At 64.9% G+C, this 20,191-nt stretch carries 21 protein-coding genes and 1 pseudogene; 16 read left to right on the top strand and 6 right to left on the bottom strand.

Going from position 1 to position 20,191, the window contains the following annotated elements; genetic code table 11:
* The first annotated feature begins 181 nt into the window (after nucleotides 1–181).
* From EHH60_RS35880 to EHH60_RS35860, 5 genes are read left to right on the top strand one after another with little or no spacing between them, the layout of a single operon-like run.
* Entirely contained in the window at nucleotides 182–2,002 is a 1,821-nt protein-coding gene (locus tag EHH60_RS35880; RefSeq protein WP_124163889.1) for a dipeptide ABC transporter ATP-binding protein, read from the top strand.
* 25 nt (nucleotides 2,003–2,027) lie between these two features.
* Nucleotides 2,028–2,207, top strand: coding sequence for a DUF4089 domain-containing protein (locus EHH60_RS35875; protein WP_199752483.1), 180 nt, complete (start codon nucleotides 2,028–2,030; stop codon nucleotides 2,205–2,207).
* 7 nt (nucleotides 2,208–2,214) lie between these two features.
* The gene (locus EHH60_RS35870; RefSeq protein WP_199752481.1) at nucleotides 2,215–3,609 is read left to right on the top strand and encodes an AtzE family amidohydrolase; all 1,395 of its coding nucleotides are present in this window, start codon (nucleotides 2,215–2,217) and stop codon (nucleotides 3,607–3,609) included.
* A 1-nt stretch (nucleotide 3,610) separates the two neighbouring features.
* Nucleotides 3,611–4,006 (top strand): oxalurate catabolism protein HpxZ, encoded by a 396-nt coding sequence (gene hpxZ, locus EHH60_RS35865; protein ID WP_124163887.1) that lies wholly within the window; start codon nucleotides 3,611–3,613, stop codon nucleotides 4,004–4,006.
* Nucleotides 4,003–4,725: a GntR family transcriptional regulator gene (locus tag EHH60_RS35860; RefSeq protein ID WP_124163886.1), complete on the top strand. Its 723-nt coding sequence runs from the start codon at nucleotides 4,003–4,005 to the stop codon at nucleotides 4,723–4,725. The genes hpxZ and EHH60_RS35860 overlap by 4 nt, the downstream gene beginning before the upstream one ends.
* Nucleotides 4,726–4,923: 198 nt before the next feature.
* On the opposite strand, the gene atzF is transcribed toward EHH60_RS35860, so the two are convergent.
* Complete coding sequence (atzF, locus tag EHH60_RS35855; protein ID WP_124163885.1) at nucleotides 4,924–6,732, bottom strand: allophanate hydrolase; 1,809 nt, start codon at nucleotides 6,730–6,732, stop codon at nucleotides 4,924–4,926.
* A 195-nt stretch (nucleotides 6,733–6,927) separates the two neighbouring features.
* Nucleotides 6,928–7,434 carry a MarR family winged helix-turn-helix transcriptional regulator gene (locus EHH60_RS35850; RefSeq protein ID WP_124163884.1) on the bottom strand — a complete coding sequence of 169 codons (507 nt, stop codon included), beginning with the start codon at nucleotides 7,432–7,434 and terminating at the stop codon, nucleotides 6,928–6,930.
* A gap of 150 nt (nucleotides 7,435–7,584) precedes the next feature.
* Here EHH60_RS35850 and EHH60_RS35845 point away from each other — a divergent pair, with 150 nt between their 5' ends.
* Nucleotides 7,585–9,441, top strand: coding sequence for a feruloyl-CoA synthase (locus tag EHH60_RS35845; RefSeq protein ID WP_199752479.1), 1,857 nt, complete (start codon nucleotides 7,585–7,587; stop codon nucleotides 9,439–9,441).
* A gap of 163 nt (nucleotides 9,442–9,604) precedes the next feature.
* Here EHH60_RS35845 and EHH60_RS35840 read toward each other — a convergent pair whose 3' ends face one another.
* A complete protein-coding gene (locus tag EHH60_RS35840) occupies nucleotides 9,605–10,867 on the bottom strand; it encodes an NAD(P)/FAD-dependent oxidoreductase (protein ID WP_124163882.1) in 1,263 nt (420 codons plus the stop codon).
* 318 nt (nucleotides 10,868–11,185) lie between these two features.
* Here EHH60_RS35840 and EHH60_RS35835 point away from each other — a divergent pair, with 318 nt between their 5' ends.
* The gene (locus EHH60_RS35835) at nucleotides 11,186–12,358 is read left to right on the top strand and encodes an ABC transporter substrate-binding protein (RefSeq protein ID WP_124163881.1); all 1,173 of its coding nucleotides are present in this window, start codon (nucleotides 11,186–11,188) and stop codon (nucleotides 12,356–12,358) included.
* A gap of 540 nt (nucleotides 12,359–12,898) precedes the next feature.
* Here the strand turns inward: EHH60_RS35835 and EHH60_RS35830 are convergent.
* Complete coding sequence (locus EHH60_RS35830) at nucleotides 12,899–13,078, bottom strand: hypothetical protein (RefSeq protein ID WP_199752485.1); 180 nt, start codon at nucleotides 13,076–13,078, stop codon at nucleotides 12,899–12,901.
* Between the two features lie 162 nt (nucleotides 13,079–13,240).
* On the opposite strand from EHH60_RS35830, the gene EHH60_RS35825 reads away from it, so the two are divergent.
* The 7 genes from EHH60_RS35825 to EHH60_RS35795 all read left to right on the top strand — a co-directional run bounded on the left by EHH60_RS35825 (nucleotide 13,241) and on the right by EHH60_RS35795 (nucleotide 18,549).
* The gene (locus EHH60_RS35825; protein ID WP_124163879.1) at nucleotides 13,241–13,969 is read left to right on the top strand and encodes a helix-turn-helix transcriptional regulator; all 729 of its coding nucleotides are present in this window, start codon (nucleotides 13,241–13,243) and stop codon (nucleotides 13,967–13,969) included.
* An 82-nt stretch (nucleotides 13,970–14,051) separates the two neighbouring features.
* A complete protein-coding gene (locus tag EHH60_RS35820) occupies nucleotides 14,052–14,711 on the top strand; it encodes an acyl-homoserine-lactone synthase (protein WP_199752477.1) in 660 nt (219 codons plus the stop codon).
* Nucleotide 14,712: 1 nt separating this feature from the next.
* Nucleotides 14,713–14,931, top strand: coding sequence for a hypothetical protein (locus EHH60_RS35815; protein ID WP_124163877.1), 219 nt, complete (start codon nucleotides 14,713–14,715; stop codon nucleotides 14,929–14,931).
* Between the two features lie 293 nt (nucleotides 14,932–15,224).
* Nucleotides 15,225–16,142: a branched-chain amino acid ABC transporter permease gene (locus EHH60_RS35810; protein WP_036042790.1), complete on the top strand. Its 918-nt coding sequence runs from the start codon at nucleotides 15,225–15,227 to the stop codon at nucleotides 16,140–16,142.
* The gene (locus EHH60_RS35805; protein WP_124163876.1) at nucleotides 16,139–17,083 is read left to right on the top strand and encodes a branched-chain amino acid ABC transporter permease; all 945 of its coding nucleotides are present in this window, start codon (nucleotides 16,139–16,141) and stop codon (nucleotides 17,081–17,083) included. The genes EHH60_RS35810 and EHH60_RS35805 overlap by 4 nt, the downstream gene beginning before the upstream one ends.
* Nucleotides 17,076–17,843 carry an ABC transporter ATP-binding protein gene (locus EHH60_RS35800; protein ID WP_124163875.1) on the top strand — a complete coding sequence of 256 codons (768 nt, stop codon included), beginning with the start codon at nucleotides 17,076–17,078 and terminating at the stop codon, nucleotides 17,841–17,843. The genes EHH60_RS35805 and EHH60_RS35800 overlap by 8 nt, the downstream gene beginning before the upstream one ends.
* Entirely contained in the window at nucleotides 17,836–18,549 is a 714-nt protein-coding gene (locus EHH60_RS35795) for an ABC transporter ATP-binding protein (protein WP_124163874.1), read from the top strand. Before EHH60_RS35800 ends, EHH60_RS35795 begins: the two co-directional genes overlap by 8 nt.
* 371 nt (nucleotides 18,550–18,920) lie before the next feature.
* Here the strand turns inward: EHH60_RS35795 and EHH60_RS35790 are convergent.
* Nucleotides 18,921–19,103 (bottom strand): annotated as a pseudogene (locus tag EHH60_RS35790) (glutamine synthetase); the annotation flags it as partial.
* Between the two features lie 124 nt (nucleotides 19,104–19,227).
* Here EHH60_RS35790 and EHH60_RS38415 point away from each other — a divergent pair.
* The gene (locus tag EHH60_RS38415) at nucleotides 19,228–19,350 is read left to right on the top strand and encodes a PRC-barrel domain-containing protein (protein ID WP_245454685.1); all 123 of its coding nucleotides are present in this window, start codon (nucleotides 19,228–19,230) and stop codon (nucleotides 19,348–19,350) included.
* 3 nt (nucleotides 19,351–19,353) lie between these two features.
* On the top strand, nucleotides 19,354–19,560 hold the full coding sequence (locus EHH60_RS38410) for a hypothetical protein (RefSeq protein WP_245454684.1): 207 nt from the start codon (nucleotides 19,354–19,356) through the stop codon (nucleotides 19,558–19,560).
* Between the two features lie 92 nt (nucleotides 19,561–19,652).
* On the opposite strand, the gene EHH60_RS35780 is transcribed toward EHH60_RS38410, so the two are convergent.
* On the bottom strand, nucleotides 19,653–20,042 hold the full coding sequence (locus EHH60_RS35780; RefSeq protein WP_349629092.1) for a VOC family protein: 390 nt from the start codon (nucleotides 20,040–20,042) through the stop codon (nucleotides 19,653–19,655).
* Nucleotides 20,043–20,191 lie beyond the last annotated feature (149 nt).

The raw sequence follows: 20,191 nt of genomic DNA, 5'->3' as shown, positions 1-20,191 counted from the left end.
CATGCGGAGAGAGTCCTCGTGTGGCACCCCCCTCCCTGCCCCTCCCCCATAAGGGGGGAGGGAATAAGAGAGCGGCACCCGCCTCACGCGCGAATTCCCGGCCGAAATTCTCCAATGATTTCAGTCGCCATTCTACTGTGCATGGGGTTGTTTTCGAATGTTTGAGTGACGGGAGGCGCCCATGACCGCGCCGCCTCTGCTCGACGTCCAAGACCTCACCGTCGAATTCACCACCCGCCGCGGCATCGTGAAAGCGGTGCAGCACGTCAACATCTCCGTCGCCAAGGGCGAGACGCTCGCCATCGTCGGCGAGTCCGGCTCCGGCAAGTCGGTGACCTCCTATGCCGTGATGCGCATCCTCGACCGCGCCGGGCGGATCGCCGAGGGTTCGGTGATGTTCTCCGGCATCGACGTGAAGGCCGCGACCGAGGACCAGATGCGCGACCTCCGCGGCCGCGAAGTCTCGATGATCTTCCAGAATCCGCGTGCGGCGCTCAACCCGATCCGCAAAGTCGGCGACCAGATCGAGGACGTGCTGCGCACCCATGTGCAGCAGGCCCAGGTGGCCGATCACGGCGAGAAGGCAATCGAGGCGCTGGAGCAGGTCAAGATCGCACGCCCGCGCGAGCGCTACCACGCCTATCCCTTCGAGCTCTCGGGCGGCATGTGCCAGCGCGTCGTCATCGCGCTCGCGCTCGCCTGCAATCCGCAGCTTCTGATCGCGGACGAGCCAACCACCGGCCTCGACGTCACCACGCAGAAGGCCGTGATGGACCTGATCGTCGAGCTGACCAGGCGACGCGCGATGTCGACCATCCTGATCACGCACGACCTCGGCCTTGCGGCTGCCTATTGCGACCGCGTCGTCGTGATGGAGAAGGGTCGCGTCGTCGAGACCGCCAAGGCGGCGGATATCTTCGCGAACCCGCAGCACCCCTACACCAAGAAGCTGATGCGCGCGACGCCGCGGCTGGGTGTGAGCCTGCGGGATCTGCTGCCGGAGGAGGAGGGCGCTTCGCAAGCCCCCGCCGTCATGGCCGGCCTTGACCCGCCCGCGGGGCCGAAGCCCCTTCGGCGCGGCGAAGGCCCGGCCACCCATCACGCTTCGCAAGACTCATCTCGTTCGATGGACCCCCGGGTCAAACCCGGGGGTGACGAGAATCCAAAGCCCCTCCTGCTCGTCGACAAGCTCGTCAAGGAATACCCCCGTCAGGGCGCGACCGCCGTGCTCGGAAAACTGTTCGGCCGGAAGCCTCCGGTCGAGCCGGACGTGTTCCGCGCCGTCGACGGCATCAGCTTCGCGATCGGCCATGGCGAGAGCGTCGGCCTCGTCGGCGAATCCGGCTGCGGCAAATCGACGACGTCGATGATGGTGATGCGCCTGCTCGACCAGACCTCCGGACTGATCCAGTTCGACGGCGAGGACATCTCGGGCATCGCGCCATCCGCTTTCGCCCGCCTGCCGCAGCGCAGCCGCATCCAGATGGTGTTCCAGGACCCCACCGACAGCCTCAACCCCCGCTTCACCGCCGCGCGCGCTATCGCCGATCCGATCATGCAATTGGGTGATATCAAGGGGCGCGACGCGCTCCGTGCCCGCTGCGAGGAGCTCGCCGCCATGGTCGGCCTGCCGCACAATCTGCTCGACCGCTTCCCGCATCAATTGTCGGGCGGCCAGAAAGCCCGCGTCGGTATCGCCCGGGCCATTGCCCTGCATCCGAAGCTAGTCATCCTGGACGAGCCGACGGCGGCGCTGGACGTCTCGGTGCAGGCCGTGGTGCTCAACCTGCTGCAGGACCTGAAACAGCGGCTAGGTATGAGCTACCTGTTCGTCTCGCATGATTTGAATGTGGTGCGCTTGTTGTGCGATCGTGTCATTGTGATGCGGACGGGTCGAATCGTCGAGGAAGGCTCTTCCGAGCAGGTCTTGAGCGATCCCAAGGACGACTACACCAAGGAGCTGCTGACGGCGATCCCGCATCCGCCGTTGCAGGTACACTGAGAGTGCACTGATAGTTGAGAGCGTGATGGCCGAATCCCTGGACGACTATATCGACGCCGTATCGAGAGCGCTGGCGCTGCCGGTCGAGGAGGCCTGGAGGCCGGCGGTGCGTGCCAACCTCGAAGTGTCGCTGCGCCTCGCCCGCCTCGTCGACGAATTCGCGCTGCCGGACGAGACCGAGCCGGCGCCGATCTTCACGGCCTGATATCGCCATGACCACCAAGCCAGAGATGACGGCCTCCGAGATCGCGAGTGCGGTTGCAGGCGGCAAGATGTCCGCGCTCGACGCCACCGAAGCCGCGCTCGCGCGCATCAAGCAGCACGACTCCGTCCTCAACGCCTTCACCGACGTCACCGCCGAGCGGGCCCGTGCGAAAGCACGCGCGATCGACGCCGATATCGCGGCGGGAAAGAGAGTCGGCCCGCTCGCCGGCGTGCCCTTCGCGGTGAAGAACCTGTTCGATGTCGCAGGCCTTTCGACCCGCGCGGGTTCGAAGATCAACCGCGACCTCGCGCCCGCCAAGCGCGATGCGACGCTGATCGAGCGGATGGAAGCGGCCGGCGCGGTCCTCGTCGGCGCGCTCAACATGGGCGAATACGCCTACGACTTCACCGGCGAGAACGTCCACGACGGCCCCTCGCGCAATCCGCATGACACCACGCGGATGACCGGCGGCTCTTCCGGCGGTTCCGGCAGCGCGGTCGGCGGCGCGCTGGTGCCGATCGCGCTCGGCTCGGACACCAACGGCTCGATCCGCGTACCGTCCTCGTTCTGCGGCATCTTTGGCCTGAAGCCGACCTATGGCCGGCTGTCGCGGGCGCGCTCCTTCCCGTTCGTGGCGAGCCTCGATCATCTCGGCCCGTTCGCGCGCTCCGTCACCGATCTCGCGCTCGCCTATGACGTGATGCAGGGGCCGGATGCCGACGATGCCGCCTGCACCACGCGTGGGCTGGAACCGACGCTGCCGCTGCTTGCCAATCCGGTTTCGGATCTGCGCATCGCCATTGCCGGCGGTCACTTCCAGAAGAACGTGTTTCCGGAAGCGGTCGAAGCCGTCAGCCGCGTTGCCAAGGCGCTTGGTACGACGAAAGTCGTCGACGTGCCTGAAGCCTCGCGCGCCCGGGCCGCGGCCTATGTCATCACCACCACCGAAGGCGCTTCGCTGCATCTCGATCGCCTGCGCAAGCGTCCGAACGACTTTGATCCGGCCGTGCGCGACCGGCTGATCGCGGGCGCCATGGTGCCGGCGCCGCTGGTCGATCGCGCGCAGAAATTCCGCCGCTGGTATCGCGCGCAGCTTGTCGAGATCTTCAAATCGGTCGACGTGCTGCTGGCGCCGGCGACGCCCTGCACCGCGCCAAAGCTCGGCCAGATGAATTTCAACCTCGACGGCGTCGAGTTGCCGGTCCGCGCCAATATCGGCATCCACACCCAGCCGATCTCCTTCATCGGCCTGCCGGTCGTTGCAGTGCCGGTGCCGCTCGAGCCGCTGCCGATCGGCGTGCAGATCATTTGTGCGCCCTGGCGCGAGGACATCGCGTTGCGCGTTGCGCACGCATTGGAGAAAATGGGTGTCGTCGCCGCGCCCGCGCCCAGAGGAATCTAAGATGGAGATCGATCTCCCCGAGGTGATTGCGGAAGTCAAAGCCGCGTTCGAGCGCTATGAACAGGCCCTCGTCAACAACGATGTCGCCGTGCTCGGCGAGCTCTTTCGCAACGATCCTCGCACCCTGCGCTACGGCATCGGCGAGAACCTTTATGGCTATGAGGCGATCTCCGGCTTCCGCGCCGCCCGCTCGCCGGTCGGGCTGAACCGCCGCACCGCCAAGACCGTCATCAGCAGCTACGGCCGCGACACGGCCGTGGCCTCCACCTTGTTCTATCGCGACACGGCGCCCGGCAAGGTCGGCCGGCAGATGCAGACCTGGATTCGTTTCCCGGAGGGCTGGCGCGTCGTCGCCGCTCATGTCAGCATCATCGACGAGCCGAAAGAGACCGTATGACGCTTGACGATCTTCCGCCTGGGACACTGCCGGCCGAGCCGGTGGTGCCCCGCGTCGACCGGGCGCTGCCGTCGCTGCAGAAGGTCACGCGCGCCGAGGAGCTGCGGCTTCAGCTTGCCGACGAGATCGTGCGCGGAACCCTGGCGCCGGGCGCGCCGCTGGACGAGACCGACATCGCGCGACGCTTCAACGTCTCGCGCACGCCGGTGCGCGAAGCGTTGCGCCAGCTGGTGGCGAGCGGCCTCGTCGAGGCGCGGCCGCATCGCGGTGCCGTGGTGGCGCAGCCGTCTATCGAGCGGCTGAAAGGCATGTTCGAGGCGATGGCGGAGCTCGAGGCCTTGTGCGCCGGCCTTGCCGCCGAACGCATGTCGGCGGCCGAGCGTCATGGCCTGGAGGCCATCCACGAGGAGCTGCGGGTGCTGAGCTACACCGGCAATCCCGAGCGTTTCCACGAGGTCAACGAGCGCTTCCACAACGCGATCTATGCCGGTTCGCAGAACGGCTATATCGCCGAGATCACGCTCGCCACCCGCGTCCGCGTGCAGCCGTTCCGCCGCGCCCAGTTCCGCAATCTCGGCCGCCTCGCCAAGTCGCAAGCCGAGCACGACCGCGTCGTCGTCGCCATCATGCGCGGCGACAAGCAGGGCGCCGCCGCCGCTATGCGCGCGCATATCGAATTGGTGCGCGGGGAGTATGAGATTTACGCGGTGTCGGTGTAAGCACGTTCGTTGCCACACTCTCACTGTCGTCCCCGCGAACGCGGGGACCCATAACCACAGGGAGTAGTTCGAGGCAGAGTTCCCACTCCGAGTATTCGCAAAACCGCTTTCTGTGGGTATGGGTCCCGGATCGGCGCTCCGCTTCGCTGCGCTTGTCCGGGACGACAGTCTTTATGAGGTTCGCGCCGTTTACACGACCTACGCCGTCGCGGCTTCCGCCATAAACTTCCGCCAGCCGGCATAGGCGGTGATATCGCGCGCTTCGCCCAGCGCCTCGGGCTCGACGAGAAACCCCTTCACGCTGCGGCCATCGGCAAGGCGCACCGTGCCGATCGCCATCGGTGCCGGAATGGCGTTGACGAACTCGCCGAACGCAGCTGCCGACAATGACCAGATTTCCAGCTCTATGGCCGCGCCCGTGCCGGTCTCGACGCGCAGCAGGCCCGGCTTCGGCGGCGTCGTCTTGAGCGCATAGAGCTTGTAGTCGGGCGCGGTCTTCGTCGCCTCGATCAGCTTTCCATTCAGCGTGGTCAATTCCCCGTTCAGCGCCATGCCGGAGAGGTGCGCTCCGACCACCGCAATCGGGATTTCATCGCCATTGCTTGCGGGCAGTGGCGCGAGCGGGGCCTGCGCCACACCCTTCGCGCCGACGGTCAGCTTGGTATCAGCATGGAAGACGCGGCCGATGCTGGCGAGCAGCGCATCGCGTCCTGCGGGCGCGAGCAGCGTGATGCCGAAAGGAATGCCGTCGCTGCGCATCGCAGCAGGCACGGCGAGGCCGCAGAGGTCGAGCAGGTTGACGAAATTGGTGTAGGTGCCGAGCCGGCTGTTGAGCTCGATCGGGTTGGCGAGCACCTGAGCGGTGGTATAGGCCGTCGGCGCGGTCGGCAGCACCAGCGCGTCGATATCCGTAAACGTCCGCTCGGCGACCTTGCGCAGCTCCTGCAGGCGATAGAGCGCCGAGAAGGTCTCCGCCGCGGTCAGCCGCGCGCCGGCGGCGGTGATCTCGCGCGTCACGGGGTGGATCGTGTCGGGCGCGGAGGCGAGCAGGTCCTTGATCACGAGGTAGCGCTCGGCGACCCAGGGACCCTCATAGAGCAGGCGCGCCGTCTCATAGAACGGCTCGAGGTCGAACTCGACCAGCGACGCGCCAAGCGCAGTCCATCGCTTCAGTGCATCGCCGTAAGCGGCTTCCGCCTTCTTGTCGCCGAAGAAGATCAGCTGCCCGTCGCGCGGCACGCCCAGGCGCAAGCTTGCCGGCATCGGCGTGAGCGCACCCAGCGGCCGGTCGCGCGAGAATGGATCGGCCCGGTCGGGTCCCGCCATCACCGATAGCGCAAGGGCGGCGTCGTCCACCGTCAGTGCGAACACCGAGATGCAGTCGAGCGTGCGGCAGGCCGGCACCAGGCCCGCATTGGAGATCATGCCGAGGCTCGGCTTCAGCCCGACGATGTTGTTGAGCATTGCCGGCACGCGGCCCGAGCCGGCGGTGTCGGTGCCGAGCGACAGCGGCACGAGCCCGGCGCCGACGGCGACCGCGGAGCCCGAGCTCGAGCCGCCGGGAATGAGATCCTCGCGGATCGAATTCCTGGGAATGCCGTAGGGCGAACGGACGCCGACGAGCCCGGTTGCGAACTGGTCGAGATTGGTCTTGCCGATGATGATGGCGCCGGCGGCGCGCAGGCGCTCCACGGCGGCCGCGTCGTGCGCCGGCGTGTATGAGAAGGCCGGGCACGCGGCCGTGGTCGGAAAGCCCAGCGCCTCGATATTGTCCTTCACTGCGACCGGCACGCCATAGAGCGGCAGACCGGCGGCATCCGCGCGGACGGCTAGCTTCTCGGCCTCAGCGATCGCGTCCTTCTCGTCGCGCAGGCTGATGAACACGGCGGGATCATCGTGGTCGCGGATGCGCTGGTAGGTCCGTGCGACCGTCTGCGCCGGCGTCAGTGTGCCCGCGCGATGCGCGGCCACAATCGCGGCGATCGTTTCAGGCTGCTCGGCCCCCATGGCAACTCAACTCCGGCAATTTGTCCTTCGCCCGGAGTAAAGCAAGCGATGTGCCATTGTGTACATTGTCCGGGCAGGTCGATGGCCCCGGATATCATCGTAAGATCAGCAGGTTGGAGGATGTTTCGGCAAGCGCGCGGGCGGTCGTGCCGCCGTCCTCCGACGGGCATCTGCTCAAATAATGAGCAGTCGGGATCAGGTGAAGCCGGCGAGGATCCGGAGCAGGTGCGCCCGATTCTCCTTGCCGATCTTCGCCTCGACGTGCCGCTCGTGCTCGGCCGCGAGCCGCTTGAACTTCGCCAGTGCGGTCTCGCCCTGCGCCGTGAGGTGCAAGGCATGGGAGCGCCGGTCTTCCTTGGACTTGATGCGCTTCACCAGCTTGCGTCGTTCGAGGCTGTCGAGCAGATGCACCAGCCGGGCGCGCTCGATGCCGAGGCGCTTTGCCACCGCCATCTGCGACAGGCCCGGATTGGCGCCGATCACCGTCAGCACCGAATATTGGGTCGGCCGGATGTCGACCTCGCCGAGTGTCTTGATGAAGTCCTGAAAGATCCAGATCTGGAAGCGCCGCACCGCATAGCCGGCGTGGCCGACCAGTGCGTCGAGGCCGACGTCGTCGGCGACATCGCGAGTTGCTGCGCCATTGCCGGCGCGCTTGCGTAGGGAGGGGCGGGTCTCGGCCCGGACTGCACTGGCGGTCACGTATGTCTCCTGTCGCGCAATCTTAACGCCTCGTGGGGCCGAGAGGAAGATTGTTGTTGACGACAACAATTGTCGTGCCCAACATTATGGCCGAAGCAGCCCGAAACGAGGCTGCGGCCTATCCGATTTCCCGGGCGGAGGAGGAAACACATGACAGTCGCCCCAGATGGTGACGTTGCAGGCCTGTTCGCAACGCCAAGGACCGTCGCAGAGCAACGCGCCGATGGCAGCATCGTGCTGCGATCGCCCGATCCGTTGCGCGACGGCGCGCGTTGCGTCGGCGACTGGCTGGAGCAATGGGCGCGGCAAACGCCGGATGCGATCTTCCTGGCCGAACGCGGCAATGTCGAAGCGCCCTGGACCACCGTCACCTATGCCCAGGCGCTGCGGAAGGTGCGCGCCGCCGCATCCTGGATCCTGGGGCAGGGTCTCTGCGCAGAGCGCCCGCTCGCGATCCTTTCCGACAACAGCATCGATCACGCGCTGCTCGCGCTTGCCGCCCAGCATGTGGGCGTGCCGTCCGCGGCGATCTCGCCGGCCTATTCGCTGATGTCGAGAGACTTCGACAAGCTCAAGAGCATGATTGCGCTGCTCGTGCCGGGCGCAATCTACGTTTCCGCGACCAGGCCATTCGCGGCAGCGCTGGCAGCTATCGAGCCGCTGCACCAGGCCCAGGTCATCAGCGGCAATGCCGATGACGATGGCGTGCTCGCCTTCCGCACCGTTGCGGCGACACCCGAGACGCCCGACGTCGCAAGAGCCTTTGCGGCGCTCACGCCTGATACGATCGCTAAATTCCTGTTCACCTCGGGCTCCACCGGCACGCCCAAGGCGGTCATCAACACCCAGCGCATGCTGACCTCCAGCCAGCAAGCGAAGGCGCAGACCTGGACTTTCCTCGAAGAGAGCCGCGGCAATCTCGTCATCCTCGACTGGCTGCCCTGGAGTCACACCTTCGGCGCCAACCACAATTTCAACCTCGTGCTGCGCAATGGCGGCTCGCTCTATATCGACGGCGGCAAGCCTGCACCCGGACTGTTCACGACGTCGCTCGCCAATCTGAAAAGCGTGATGCCGACGGTCTATTTCAACGTGCCGCGCGGCTTCGACATGCTGATCGCGGCTCTGCGGAGCGACGAGGAACTGCGCCGCCGCTTCTTCGGCGAGGTGAAATTCGCCTTCTATGCCGGCGCCGCGCTGCCGCAGAATCTCTGGGATGCCCTGGAGCAGCTTTCCATCGAGACCGTCGGCCGTGCGTTGCCGATGGTCTCGGCCTGGGGCTCGACCGAAACCTCACCGCTCGCCACCGATTGTCATTTCCTCGCCGAACGCTCCGGCAACATCGGTGTGCCCATTCCCGGCACCGAGCTGAAACTGGTCACCTCCGGCGACAAGCTGGAGGTGAGGGTGCGCGGCCCCAACGTCACGCCCGGCTACTGGAAGGCGCCGGAGCTGACCAGGCAGGCGTTCGACGACGAGGGATTTTATCTGATCGGTGACGCCGTGAAGCTTGCTGACGCCGGGCGGCCCGAGCGGGGGCTGTTCTTCGATGGCCGGGTCGCGGAAGACTTCAAGCTCAATTCCGGCACCTGGGTCAGTGTCGGCACGTTGCGCGTCGCCGGCGTGGCCGCGCTGGCGCCGCTCGCGCAGGACGTCGTCGTTGCGGGCCATGGCGGCGACGAGGTGCGCTTCCTGGTGTTTCCGAATATCGCGGCCTGCCGCGCTCATGCCGGGCTGCCCGAGACCGCGGCTGTGGACGACGTGCTGGCGCATGCAAAGATCAGGGCTGCGATCGCGCAGGGGCTGGCGAGGCTGAAACAGCAGGGCCCCAACTCCTCCGGCCACGCCACGCGCGCGCTGCTTCTCGCCGAGCCGCCATCGGTGGATGGCGGCGAGATCACCGACAAGGGCTACATCAACCAGCGCGCCGTATTGACGCGCCGTGCCGATGCAGTGGCGCGGCTGAATGACGATACGTCGGGCGAATGGATCGGGTGCGCCGGCTAATGCTGTTGGCGCGCATACTCCTCTCGTGCCCCGGACGCAGCGCAGCACGCAAGTGATGCGCTGCTGGGTCGGGGCCCATTCTTCGCGGACGTCACTAGAGCTGGGTCCCGGCTCAGCGTCGCGTCATTTCATGCCGCGCCGCGTCCGGGACAGGAGAGCATCGTTACACCACCTTGCTGCTTCCCTGCGTGATCAGCCGCGCGGCGCGCTGATCTCGCGCGTAGATCCAGAGCCAACTGAGCGCAACGCTGAGGCGGTGGCGCAGGCCGATCAGGAAGTAGATGTGGGCGATGCCCCAGATCCACCATGCGATGGCGCCGCGCAGCTTGATGCGGCCGAAATCGATCACGGCAAGCCGCTTGCCGATCTGCGCGAGGCTGCCGGCATGCTTGTAGCGGAACGGGCCCGTCGCGGCGCCGCGCAGGCGCGCCCTTATCGTGTCGGCGACGTAGCGGCCCTGCTGCTTGGCGGCGGGCGCGATGCCGGGCACCGGCTTGCCCTCCCAGGCATTGATGCTGACGGTGTCGCCGATCGCAAAGATCTCGGGATGGCCTGGAATCGTGAGGTCGGCCTCGACCTGCACGCGCCCGGCGCGATCGCTGGGTGCGCCCAGCCATTCGGCCGCGGGCGAAGCGCGCACGCCGGCGGCCCAGATCCGCGTCTTGGCCTCGAGCAGCTTGCCGCCGAACACCACGCCCTCGCGATTGATCTCGGTGACGGCCTGGCCGAGCACGACCTCGACGCCGATCTTTTCCAGCGAGGCCTGGGCATAGGCCGAGAGGTCGTCGGGAAATCCTGCGAGCACGCGCGGGCCCGCCTCGATCAGCACCACGCGCGCCTTGTGCGTGTCGATGTTGCGGAAATCGCCGGGCAGGGTGTGATGCGCCATCTCGGCGATGGTGCCGGCGAGCTCGACGCCGGTCGGGCCCGCCCCGACGATGACGAAGGTCAGCCGCGCCGCGCGCCTGGCGGGATCGGTCTCGCGCTCTGCGCGTTCGAACGCCACGAGAATGTGCCGGCGCAGCGTGGTCGCATCCTCCAAGGTCTTCAGGCCGGGCGCGAACTGCTCCCATTCGTCGTGGCCGAAATAGGCGTGCCGCGCGCCGGTGGCGAGCACCAGCGTGTCGTAGGGCACCTCGCTGCCGTCGTCGATCAGCACGCAGCGACGCGCCGTGTCGACGCCGCTCACGGTGGCAAACAGCGTCGTCACCTCGCGGCGGTCGCGCATGAGATGGCGAATTGGCCAGGCGATCTCGCTGGTCGCGAGCGAGGCGGTCGCGACCTGGTAGAGCAGCGGCTGGAACAGATGATGATTGCGACGGTCGATCAGGGTGATCTCGACCGGCGCGCCCGCAAGCCGGTAGGTCGCCTCCAGCCCGCCGAAGCCGGCGCCGACGATGACGACTCGATGGGGATTTGCGGCCATGATGCACCTTCGAATCTCGCTGCTGCTCACCTTCATTTAAGTGCGGATTGGGCGCCGCGGTCCAATAGCCGTCATCAATGACCGCATAGGCCCAATGTATCGATCGGGCGCGAAAAAGCACCGCAGCCCCCGGACCGCCCTGGGCCGCCTCGGTCGAAGCGAGTAGAATTATATTTCTTGTCACCGCCGATTGAGGCGAAATATGGTGCAGGACGGGTGTTGAGCCATTGGCGGCTCGACAGATTTTGCGTTCAATAGAGACAGGCTTGGAGCGGCGATCACCCCGTTTCCGGGACCAATAATAAGGAGGGAGTGGTTATGAGGACGGCATTTTGGCTGGCGGGCGCAGCGGCGCTGGTGCTGGCAAATCAGGCATTCGCCGGCGACACCATCAAGATCGGTTTCGTCTCGACCTTCAGCGGCCCGACCGCCGTGATCGGCAACGACATGCGCAATTCCTTCGAGCTCGCGCTCGATCATCTCGGACGCAAGATGGACGGCAAGCCGGTCGAGGTGATTTACGAGGATGACGGGCAGAAGCCCGATGTCGGCAAGCAGAAGACCGAGAAGCTGGTGCAGTCCGACAAGGTCGACTTCATCGTCGGCTATATCTGGTCGAACGTGCTGCTCGCCTCGCTGAAGACCGCGGTGGATTCGCAGACCTTCCTGATTTCGGCCAATGCCGGCCCGTCGCAGCTCGCGGGCGAACTGTGCAGCCCTTACGTGTTCTCGACCTCCTGGCAGAACGACCAGACGCCGCAGGCCATGGGCCTCTACATGAACCAGAAGGGGGTTAAGAGCGTGTTCCTGATCGGGCCGAACTACGCGGCCGGCAAGGATATGCTCGCGGGCCTCAAGAGCACGTTCAAGGGCGAGGTCAAGGGCGAGGAATACACGGTCTGGCCGAGCCAGCTCGACTTCTCCGCCGAGCTCTCCAAGGCGCGCGCCTCCGGCGCCGAGTCGATCTTCGTGTTCTACCCGGGCGCCGCCGGCGTGCAGTTCCTCAACCAGTATGCCCAGGCTGGCCTGAAGAGCACGATGCCGCTCTACACCGCCTTCACCATCGACGAGCTGTCGCTGCCGCTCCAGAAGGAGAACGCGCTCGGCGTTCCCGGCGCACAGGAATGGGTCAACGACCTGCCAAACGAGCAGAACAAGCGCTTCGTCGCCGACTACCGCAAGAAGTACCCCGGCCTGCGCCCGACCTATTACGGCGCGCAATCCTATGACGCCGCCCAGCTCATCAACAGCGCGGTGGTCGCGGTGAAGGGCGACACCAGCAAGAAGGATGCGATGAAGGCCGAGATGGAGAAGGCCAACTTCAAGTCGGTGCGCGGCGCGTTCAAGTTCGGCAACAACCATATCCCGGTGCAGAGCTTCTATCTCCAGGACGTGGTCAAGGACGCCGACGGCCAGCTCGCGCTGAAGACCGTCGCCACTATCGTCGAGAACAATCAGGATCGTTTCCACGACAAGTGCAAGATGAAGTGAGTTGATCGCACCCACGAGCAAGCTGCCCCTTCTCCCGTTGCCTTGTGGGAGAAGGTGGCCGCTCAAGCGTGGTGAGATGAGGCTCGATCGCTGCAATGACGGAGGTGCACTCCCTCTCCCGCTTGCGGGAGAAGTGAAGGAGCTGCGCCAATCGATTCAACCTAAAGGCATCCGCTTCAGGCGGCGCGGCGGGTGAGGAGTTCTCTCCGCGCACATCGCTACGAATGGCGTTCGCTGGTCGAGCCCCTCATCCAGCGGTCATCCCACGCGAGCGGTGATGTCATACGGCGTCAAGCGTGTGTTGACGTGGAGGGCGGGGACGGTCGCTCTCGTGTTCCGGCGCTGCAGCGCAGCGTCGCAGAGGAGACGCTGCGCCGAGCCCGGGCACGAGGGTGCGGCTAGGTACTTCAATCTTCTCCAGCAGGAGAAGACGAAGAACTTCCCGGTTTGAGTGTTTCGATTGGATCTGCGCGTTCAAATGGAAGGGCCGCGTCGCCGCGCGATCTGTTGCATCGGCGTCGTTTGTTGCAACTGCGATGGCTAGCTCGCCGGTCCCTCCGGCAATACGCTCTCGGCCGCCTCCGCGCGCTCTCTTTGCAGCACCTCACGCGCGAACTCGATGATCTTCTGCTTGTTCACCGTTTCGCGGACGGCAAAAAACACGCGGTTCAATTCCAGGCCGAGCACGGTGTTGAGGGCGATGTCCTCGTCTTCCATCATTGGTTTCCCGCTTCGGACGCTTCAGGCGTATCGTGGCGCAAATTCTGCCACAAGTAGTTTAAATCTTCGGAGCAGACGAGCACCGGGAAACTACGGCCAAGCGATTTGAGGCAGTTCGCAGATACGTGCTATACGGAAGCGGCGAGGGTCAGGAAAGCACCGATGTCCGCCGTAGAATATGGCCGGGAGGCGCTCGACTTCATTGAAGGTCTGCAGACCTACCGCGAGGTACCAGCCGCCATGAACGCGCTCGAAGCGGCGTTTGGCCGCTTCGGCTTCGAAACCATCATCGTGACGGGATTGCCGAACCCCGACCAGCGGTTTGCACAGATGGTGCTGGCCAAGCGCTGGCCGGCGGGCTGGTTCAGCCTCTACACCGAGAACAATTACGACCGCTTCGATCCCGTGGTGCGGCTCTGCCGGCAGTCGGTCAATCCGTTCGAGTGGTCGGAAGCCCCCTATGATGCGGAACTCGAGCCGCATGCGGCCGAGGTGATGAACCGCGCCAGCGAGTTTCGCATGTCGCGCGGATTCATTGTGCCGATCCACGGGCTGACCGGCTATGAGGCCGCGGTGTCGCTTGGCGGCGTCCATCTCGACCTCAATCCCCGCAGCAAGCCGGCGCTGCACTTGATGGCCATGTACGGCTTCGATCACATTCGTCGTCTGCTCGAGCCGGTGCCGCACCCGTCGACGCGCCTCACTCCGCGCGAACGCGAGGCGATCGCCTGGGCTTCGCAGGGGAAATCGGCCTGGGAAATCGGCGAGATTCTGCACATCACGCAGCGCACCGCCGAAGAGCATCTTGCAACTGCCGCGCGCAAGCTCGGCGCCGTCAACCGTACGCATGCGGTGGCGCTGGCGATTCGCAACAAGATCATCGCTCCTTAGGCGCCTCACTGGGAAATTTCCCAATATCGAATCTGCGTCTTTTCGCGGAGTCTGCCTCCATTGAAGATCAATGGGGGTTTTCATGATTCACGCAATTTCCTCGGCGAATCGCCACCTCTATGAAGACGTAATCGAGCAGCATTTCCGGCTGCGTCACGACATTTTCGTCGAGGAGCGGCGCTGGGAGACGCTGCGCAGGCCGGATGGCCGCGAGATCGATTCCTATGATGACGAGGACACCGTCTATCTGCTGGCGCTGGAAGGGCGCCGCGTCGTCGGCGGTCACCGGCTCTACCCGACCACCAAGCCTTCGATGATGAGCGAGGTGTTCCCGCATCTGGCGGCGGTTCGCGGCTGTCCGGCGGATCCGCTGGTCTGGGAATGGTCGCGCTACTTCGTCGTGCGCGATCGCCGCGACGGCGCGCTCAACTTGCAACTGATGGCGGCGGTGCAGGAGTTCTGCCTCGATCAGGGAATCGCGCAGGTCAGCGCGATCATGGAGACGTGGTGGTTGCCGCGCTTCCACGAGGCCGGGTTCGTCGTCACGCCGCTCGGCCTGCCGGCCCTGGTGGAGGACGCATGGACCATGGCAGCGACCATCGATATTCGCCGCGAGACCCTCGATGCCCTGCATGATCGTATCGGCATGGCCTTCGTCGTGCAGCAAGACGGCCCGCGTCTGAACGCCGTCGCCCGTGCCAACCTCTGCGGCTTCGCTGCCGCGCAACGAAAGAGCGCCTGAGATGTCGAACATGATGCGGGACAGCCAGATCATGGCGCAAACGAACGACGAAAATCTCGGCTACATGTCCGATATGGCGCTCGAACTGGCGCAGATGGCGGAAGACGCCGGGTTGGCGACGCTCGCCTATCTGTTCCGGATGGCAGCGCTCGAGGCCACGACGGCCAACAACGGGCTCGCCGAACCCGATGATCTGCCCCGGCAGATGACGTCCCACTAGACTTCTCCTGCATTCCGACGAGTCTTGCACCCTCTCTTCCGCCCGCCGGCGAGAGGGTGCTCGTTTGGGTGCGGCAGGTTGCCCCAGCCTGCGCGGCAATCTTCTTGCAAGGTCGATTTCGATCGCATGCATCGGCATGCAACAAAGTGCATGTTTGGTGTCGAATCGCTCTTGCCTCGGAACGATACTGCCATTACCCATTTTTCGGCCTTGGAGAGGCGGGGGAGCTCTTTCACTGATGGCGACATTGTTCGAACATCGGCGCGACGCTACCTGCGCCTGAAAGAGTCTTGATGCTGCTCGTCGTCGAACAGTTCTTGAACGGATTGCAGTTTGGCTTGCTGTTGTTCCTGCTCGCCGCCGGCCTGACGCTGGTGTTCGGGATCATGGATCTCGTCAACCTCGCGCACGGCTCGCTCTACATGATGGGCGCCTATTTCGCCGCGACCTTTGCGGCCTGGACCGGCAGCTTCCTGCTCGGCGCACTGATGGCGCTCGGGGCCACGCTGGTGCTCGGTATCGTGCTGGAGGTGACGGCGCTGCGGCATCTCTATGGCCGCGACCATCTCGACCATGTGCTCGCGACCTTCGGCCTGATCCTATTCTTCAACGAAGCCGTGCGGCTGATCTGGGGGCCGGCCGGCCTTGCGCTGCCGCTGCCGGCCTGGCTCACCGTGCCGGTGCCGATCCTGCCCGGCATTCACTATCCCGCCTATCGTCTCGCCATTATCGTGGTGGCGCTGCTGGTCGCGCTCCTGCTCTATCTCGGCGTGATGCGCACCCGCATCGGCATGCTGATCCGGGCCGGCGCCTCGAATCGCGAGATGATCGGTGCGCTCGGCATCAACATCAAGCTGCTCTACACGCTGGTGTTCGGTTTGGGAGCCGCGCTCGCGGGCCTGGCCGGCCTGATGCAGGCGCCGATCCTCACCGTGCAGATCGGCATGGGCGAGAACATCCTGATCCTCGCCTTCGTCATCATCGTGATCGGCGGCATCGGCTCGATCCGCGGCGCGTTCCTCGCCGCGATCTTCGTCGGCATGATCGACACGCTCGGCCGCGCCTTCCTGCCGAACCTGTTGCGGCAGGTTCTGAGCGGCGCCGCAGCCTCCACCGCCGCGCCGGCGCTGTCGTCCATGCTGATCTATCTCCTGATGGCGATCGTGCTGGTGGTGCGGCCGGAGGGGCTGTTTCCGGCCAATCGTCGATGAAGGCTTTCACAGTGAGCAAGGCCGTCACGGTCCTTTTGCTGGCGGGCCTCGTGCTGCTGCCGCTCTATTCGCAGCTCTCCGGCAACATCTTCATCCTGACGCTGTTCACCCGCATCATCATCCTGGCGCTGGCGGCTGCGAGCCTCAACCTGATCATGGGTTTTGGCGGCATGATGAGCTTTGGCCACGCCGCCTATCTCGGCATCGGCGGCTACGCCGTAGGCATGCTGGCGCAGGAAGGCATCGGAAGCGGCTTCATCCAGTTCCCGGTCGCGCTCGCGGCGTCGGCGATCTATGCCCTCGTGATCGGCGCGCTCTCGCTTCGCACGCGCGGCGTCTACTTCATCATGATCACGCTTGCCTTCGCCCAGATGGCCTATTACGTCGCCTCGGGGCTGGCGCGTTACGGCGGCGACGACGGCCTCACCATCTACAAGCGCAGCGACTTCTCCGGCCTGATCGATCTCGGCAATCGCGTGCAGTTCTACTATCTCTGCCTTGCCTGCCTGTTCGGCGTCATCTTCCTGATCTGGCGCATCGTCAATTCGCGCTTCGGCCTCGTCTTGCAGGGCCTGCGCTCCAACGAGCAGCGCATGCAGGCGATCGGCTTCCCGGCCAAGCGCTACCAGCTGGTCTGCTTCGTCATATCAGGCACCATGTGCGGCCTGGCCGGGGCGCTGCTCGCCAACAACACCGATTTCATCAGCCCGGCCGTGATGTACTGGACGCGTTCCGGCGACCTCATGGTGATGGTGATCCTGGGCGGCATGGGAACGCTGTTCGGCCCCGTCATGGGCGCCGTGGTGTTCCTGTTGCTCGAAGAGCTCCTGTCGCAGATCACCGAATATTGGGCGCTGATCATGGGCCCGCTGCTGCTGCTGATCGTCCTGTTCGGCCGCGGCGGCATCATGGGCGCGCTGGGGAGGGCTGGCCGTGGCTGAACCCTTGCTCCGCGTCGAAAACCTGGTGCGTCGCTTCGGCGGCATCATCGCGACGGATCACGTCTCGCTCGACGTCGCGGCAGGCGAGCTGCACGCCATCATCGGCCCGAACGGCGCCGGCAAGACCACGCTGATCAGCCAGCTAACCGGGCATCTTTCCCCGCATTCCGGCAGCGTTTTGCTCGGCGGCCGCGACATCACCTATCTGCCGGCCTATCGCCGCTGTGCGCTCGGGCTCGCCCGATCGTTCCAGATCACCTCGCTGCTGCTCGATTTCACGGCCGCCGACAATGTCGCGCTGGCGGCCCAGGCGCATGCCGGAACGTCGTTCCGCTTCTTCGCCAACGCGCGCAAGGAGAAGGGCCTGCGCGATGCCGCCCATGCGGCGCTGGATCGCGTCGGTCTCGCCCATCGCGCCGACGTCGTGGTGAACAGGCTCAGCCATGGCGAGCGGCGCGAGCTCGAGCTGGCAGTTGCGCTCGCGAGCAAGCCGAAATTGCTGCTGCTGGATGAGCCGATGGCCGGCCTCGGCGTCACCGAATCCCAGCGCATGGTGAAGCTGCTCCAGGAGCTGCGGAAGGAAGTGTCGATCGTGCTGGTCGAGCACGACATGCCGGCGGTGTTCGCACTGGCCGACCGCATTTCGGTGCTGGTCTATGGCCGCGTCATCGCCTCCGGCGATCCGGCCGCGATCCGCCAGAACGAGGACGTCAAGCGCGCCTATCTCGGTGATCAGCATGTGGTGACGCATCATGGCTGACACATTGCTCGACGTCGACGGCATCGAGACCTGCTACGGCCTGTCCCAGGTGCTGTTCGGCTTGTCGCTGTCGATCAAGCCGGGCGAGATGGTCTCGCTGATGGGCCGCAACGGCATGGGCAAGACCACCACCATCCGCTCGATCATGGGTCTGACGCCGGCACGCGCGGGCGCGATCCGTTTCGCTGGCGCCGAGGTGCGACAGCTTCCGTCCTACAGGATTGCAAAGCTCGGCGTAGGCCTCGTTCCGGAGGGACGTCAGATCTTCCCGAACCTCACGGTGCGCGAAAACCTGGTCGCGGCCGCCGCGGACCGCTTCGGTAGCAGCAATCCGTGGACGCTGGCTGGGATCTACGTGATGTTTCCGCGCCTTGCCGAGCGCGCCTCCAACATGGGCAACCAGCTCTCCGGCGGCGAGCAGCAGATGCTCGCAATCGGCCGCGCATTGATGACCAATCCGAAGCTTCTCATCCTGGACGAAGCAACCGAGGGCCTTGCGCCGCTGATCCGCGAAGAAATCTGGAGCTGCCTGTCGCTGCTCAAGAGCCGGGGACAGTCGATCCTGGTCGTTGACAAGAACGTCGACCATCTCGCCCGGATCTGCGACCGCCACTACATCATCGAGCGCGGCAAGACGGTTTGGAGCGGCACTTCCGACGAACTCATGGCCGCGCCGGATCTGCAGCACAAATATCTCGGTATTTGAGCCCCGCTCCAGCGCCGTCGTCATTGCGTCATCATTTGGTAAATCCGTCTTACCTGATGTGCACGCACCAGCGGCTAACGCGTGAGGCGATGCGTCCCGATCTCGATCAGGGTGGTCCGACAGGACAGGCGATAGATCAGGCTGAAAAGTTGATCCCACATGACCGAACTCCGCTGTTGATCATGGGGTGCAGCTTTAGGCTGTGTGTCTTTCCGGCGGTTTTCGCGGGATGAGGAAAATGGCTTCGCTCGGTGCCGGCACGATGTCGTCGGAACAGTCCGGATGAAGTCGCCTCACGGGAGCGTGAAGCAATGCACCGGTTCGAGCTGGCTGAAATAAGCCATCGGTGCCGGATCGCGCCGGACTTGCTCAAAACACCTCGAATACTCGCGATGCTCCCAGTCGGTGACCTCGGACAGGAGGCGATCGATCTCGGTGTTCTTGATGTGGGTGTAGTAGTCGACGAATTCAGCCCTGAGCTTGTCGCGGAAGAACGGGTCGTCTTTCAGTCCGGCGACGGCATCGCGCAGCGATTTCGGCAATGGCGGCGCTCGCTCTCGGTTCCGGTGCTGCGGGAGGGGCGGCGTCACTGCGGTCGCAATTTCTGTAGCTGCATTCCCGTTGTCTCGAAGCCGGTGCTATAATGGATTCAAGGCATGAGAGAACAGGGAGGACGCCATGAATCATACCATGGTTCCCAGTGACCGCGTGGAGCGTGTCGCCGTCTATGGACGCGACGGTACGAAGCTCGGCACGATCGAACGGCTGATGCTCGACAAGATGAGTGGAATGGTTGCCTAGGCCGTGATCAAGACCGGTGGACTGCTTGGCACCCATCATCACTATCCCCTCCAGTGGAGCGCGCTGAAATACGACCCAAGGCGCGAGGCGTTCCAGATCGAGTTGACGTTGGACGAACTCAGTAGCGGCCCGTGCGAGTTCGATGGCGATGCGTTTGACTGGGGCGACCGTTCACGGTCCTACCCGCATCCGCACTACTGGTCGGTCTAGCGAGGAAGCCCGTCTGGCAGCCCGCATCCTCGGCACCGGACCGGCTGTGCCCGAGCCGCGGCCATCGAGCCGCGTCTGACGTGATCGTCCGGCTATCCGGCGAGCGGCTGTTCGCCGACTTTGGGCCAATAGGTGCCAAAGCTCCAGAGGCCGCCCTCCGGATCGCGCGCGGCGAAATCGCGGCTGCCATAATCGGTTGTGTAGGGCTCCGTTTCGATCTTTGCGCCGGCGGCTTTCACCTTCTCATAGAGCGCGTCTGGATCATCAACGGCCAGATAGACGGCATCCGTCCGCCGGCCGCTGATATCACCAACCCGCTTGGCGTAGGCGTCGTCGCGATGTGCGCCCAGCATGAGGATCGACGATCCGAACGCCAGCTCGGCGTGAATGACCGTGCCCTCCTTGCGGTACACCACGCGTTCGGCGAAGCCGAGAACGTTCTTCAGCCAGTCGATCATCGCCTCCGCATCCTTGCAGCGCATCGTGTGGTAGAGGCGGGGCGCTTCGTAGCCGTTCCGCTGGTTCATAAAGCCCTCCGAGTTCGGTGCAAGTTCGGTGCAAGTTCGGCGCAAGTCCTGGCAAGCCTGTTGCGACGCCGACCCTAGTTCGGATCATGGCGGCCGGCTTGAAC

The sequence above is a fragment of the Bradyrhizobium sp. RP6 genome (genome assembly GCF_003837805.1).
Lineage (GTDB): Bacteria > Pseudomonadota > Alphaproteobacteria > Rhizobiales > Xanthobacteraceae > Bradyrhizobium.
Note: the sequence above shows the minus strand (reverse complement) of the source record. Positions and strands in the feature narration are given on the sequence as shown.

Bases quoted from the DNA above. Each gene is read 5' to 3' on its own strand.
- EHH60_RS35845 (WP_199752479.1), top strand. From the start codon at position 7,585: ATGACAGTCGCCCCAGATGGTGACGTTGCAGGCCTGTTCGCAACGCCA.
- EHH60_RS35780 (WP_349629092.1), bottom strand. From the start codon at position 20,042: ATGCGCTGCAAGGATGCGGAGGCGATGATCGACTGGCTGAAGAACGTT.
- EHH60_RS35810 (WP_036042790.1), top strand. From the start codon at position 15,225: ATGCTGCTCGTCGTCGAACAGTTCTTGAACGGATTGCAGTTTGGCTTG.
- EHH60_RS38415 (WP_245454685.1), top strand. From the start codon at position 19,228: ATGAATCATACCATGGTTCCCAGTGACCGCGTGGAGCGTGTCGCCGTC.
- EHH60_RS35880 (WP_124163889.1), top strand. From the start codon at position 182: ATGACCGCGCCGCCTCTGCTCGACGTCCAAGACCTCACCGTCGAATTC.
- EHH60_RS35870 (WP_199752481.1), top strand. From the start codon at position 2,215: ATGACCACCAAGCCAGAGATGACGGCCTCCGAGATCGCGAGTGCGGTT.
- EHH60_RS35820 (WP_199752477.1), top strand. From the start codon at position 14,052: ATGATTCACGCAATTTCCTCGGCGAATCGCCACCTCTATGAAGACGTA.
- EHH60_RS35860 (WP_124163886.1), top strand. From the start codon at position 4,003: ATGACGCTTGACGATCTTCCGCCTGGGACACTGCCGGCCGAGCCGGTG.
- EHH60_RS35840 (WP_124163882.1), bottom strand. From the start codon at position 10,867: ATGGCCGCAAATCCCCATCGAGTCGTCATCGTCGGCGCCGGCTTCGGC.
- EHH60_RS35830 (WP_199752485.1), bottom strand. From the start codon at position 13,078: ATGATGGAAGACGAGGACATCGCCCTCAACACCGTGCTCGGCCTGGAA.
- EHH60_RS35875 (WP_199752483.1), top strand. From the start codon at position 2,028: ATGGCCGAATCCCTGGACGACTATATCGACGCCGTATCGAGAGCGCTG.
- EHH60_RS35815 (WP_124163877.1), top strand. From the start codon at position 14,713: ATGTCGAACATGATGCGGGACAGCCAGATCATGGCGCAAACGAACGAC.
- atzF (WP_124163885.1), bottom strand. From the start codon at position 6,732: ATGGGGGCCGAGCAGCCTGAAACGATCGCCGCGATTGTGGCCGCGCAT.
- hpxZ (WP_124163887.1), top strand. From the start codon at position 3,611: ATGGAGATCGATCTCCCCGAGGTGATTGCGGAAGTCAAAGCCGCGTTC.
- EHH60_RS35825 (WP_124163879.1), top strand. From the start codon at position 13,241: ATGTCCGCCGTAGAATATGGCCGGGAGGCGCTCGACTTCATTGAAGGT.
- EHH60_RS35835 (WP_124163881.1), top strand. From the start codon at position 11,186: ATGAGGACGGCATTTTGGCTGGCGGGCGCAGCGGCGCTGGTGCTGGCA.
- EHH60_RS35795 (WP_124163874.1), top strand. From the start codon at position 17,836: ATGGCTGACACATTGCTCGACGTCGACGGCATCGAGACCTGCTACGGC.
- EHH60_RS35805 (WP_124163876.1), top strand. From the start codon at position 16,139: ATGAAGGCTTTCACAGTGAGCAAGGCCGTCACGGTCCTTTTGCTGGCG.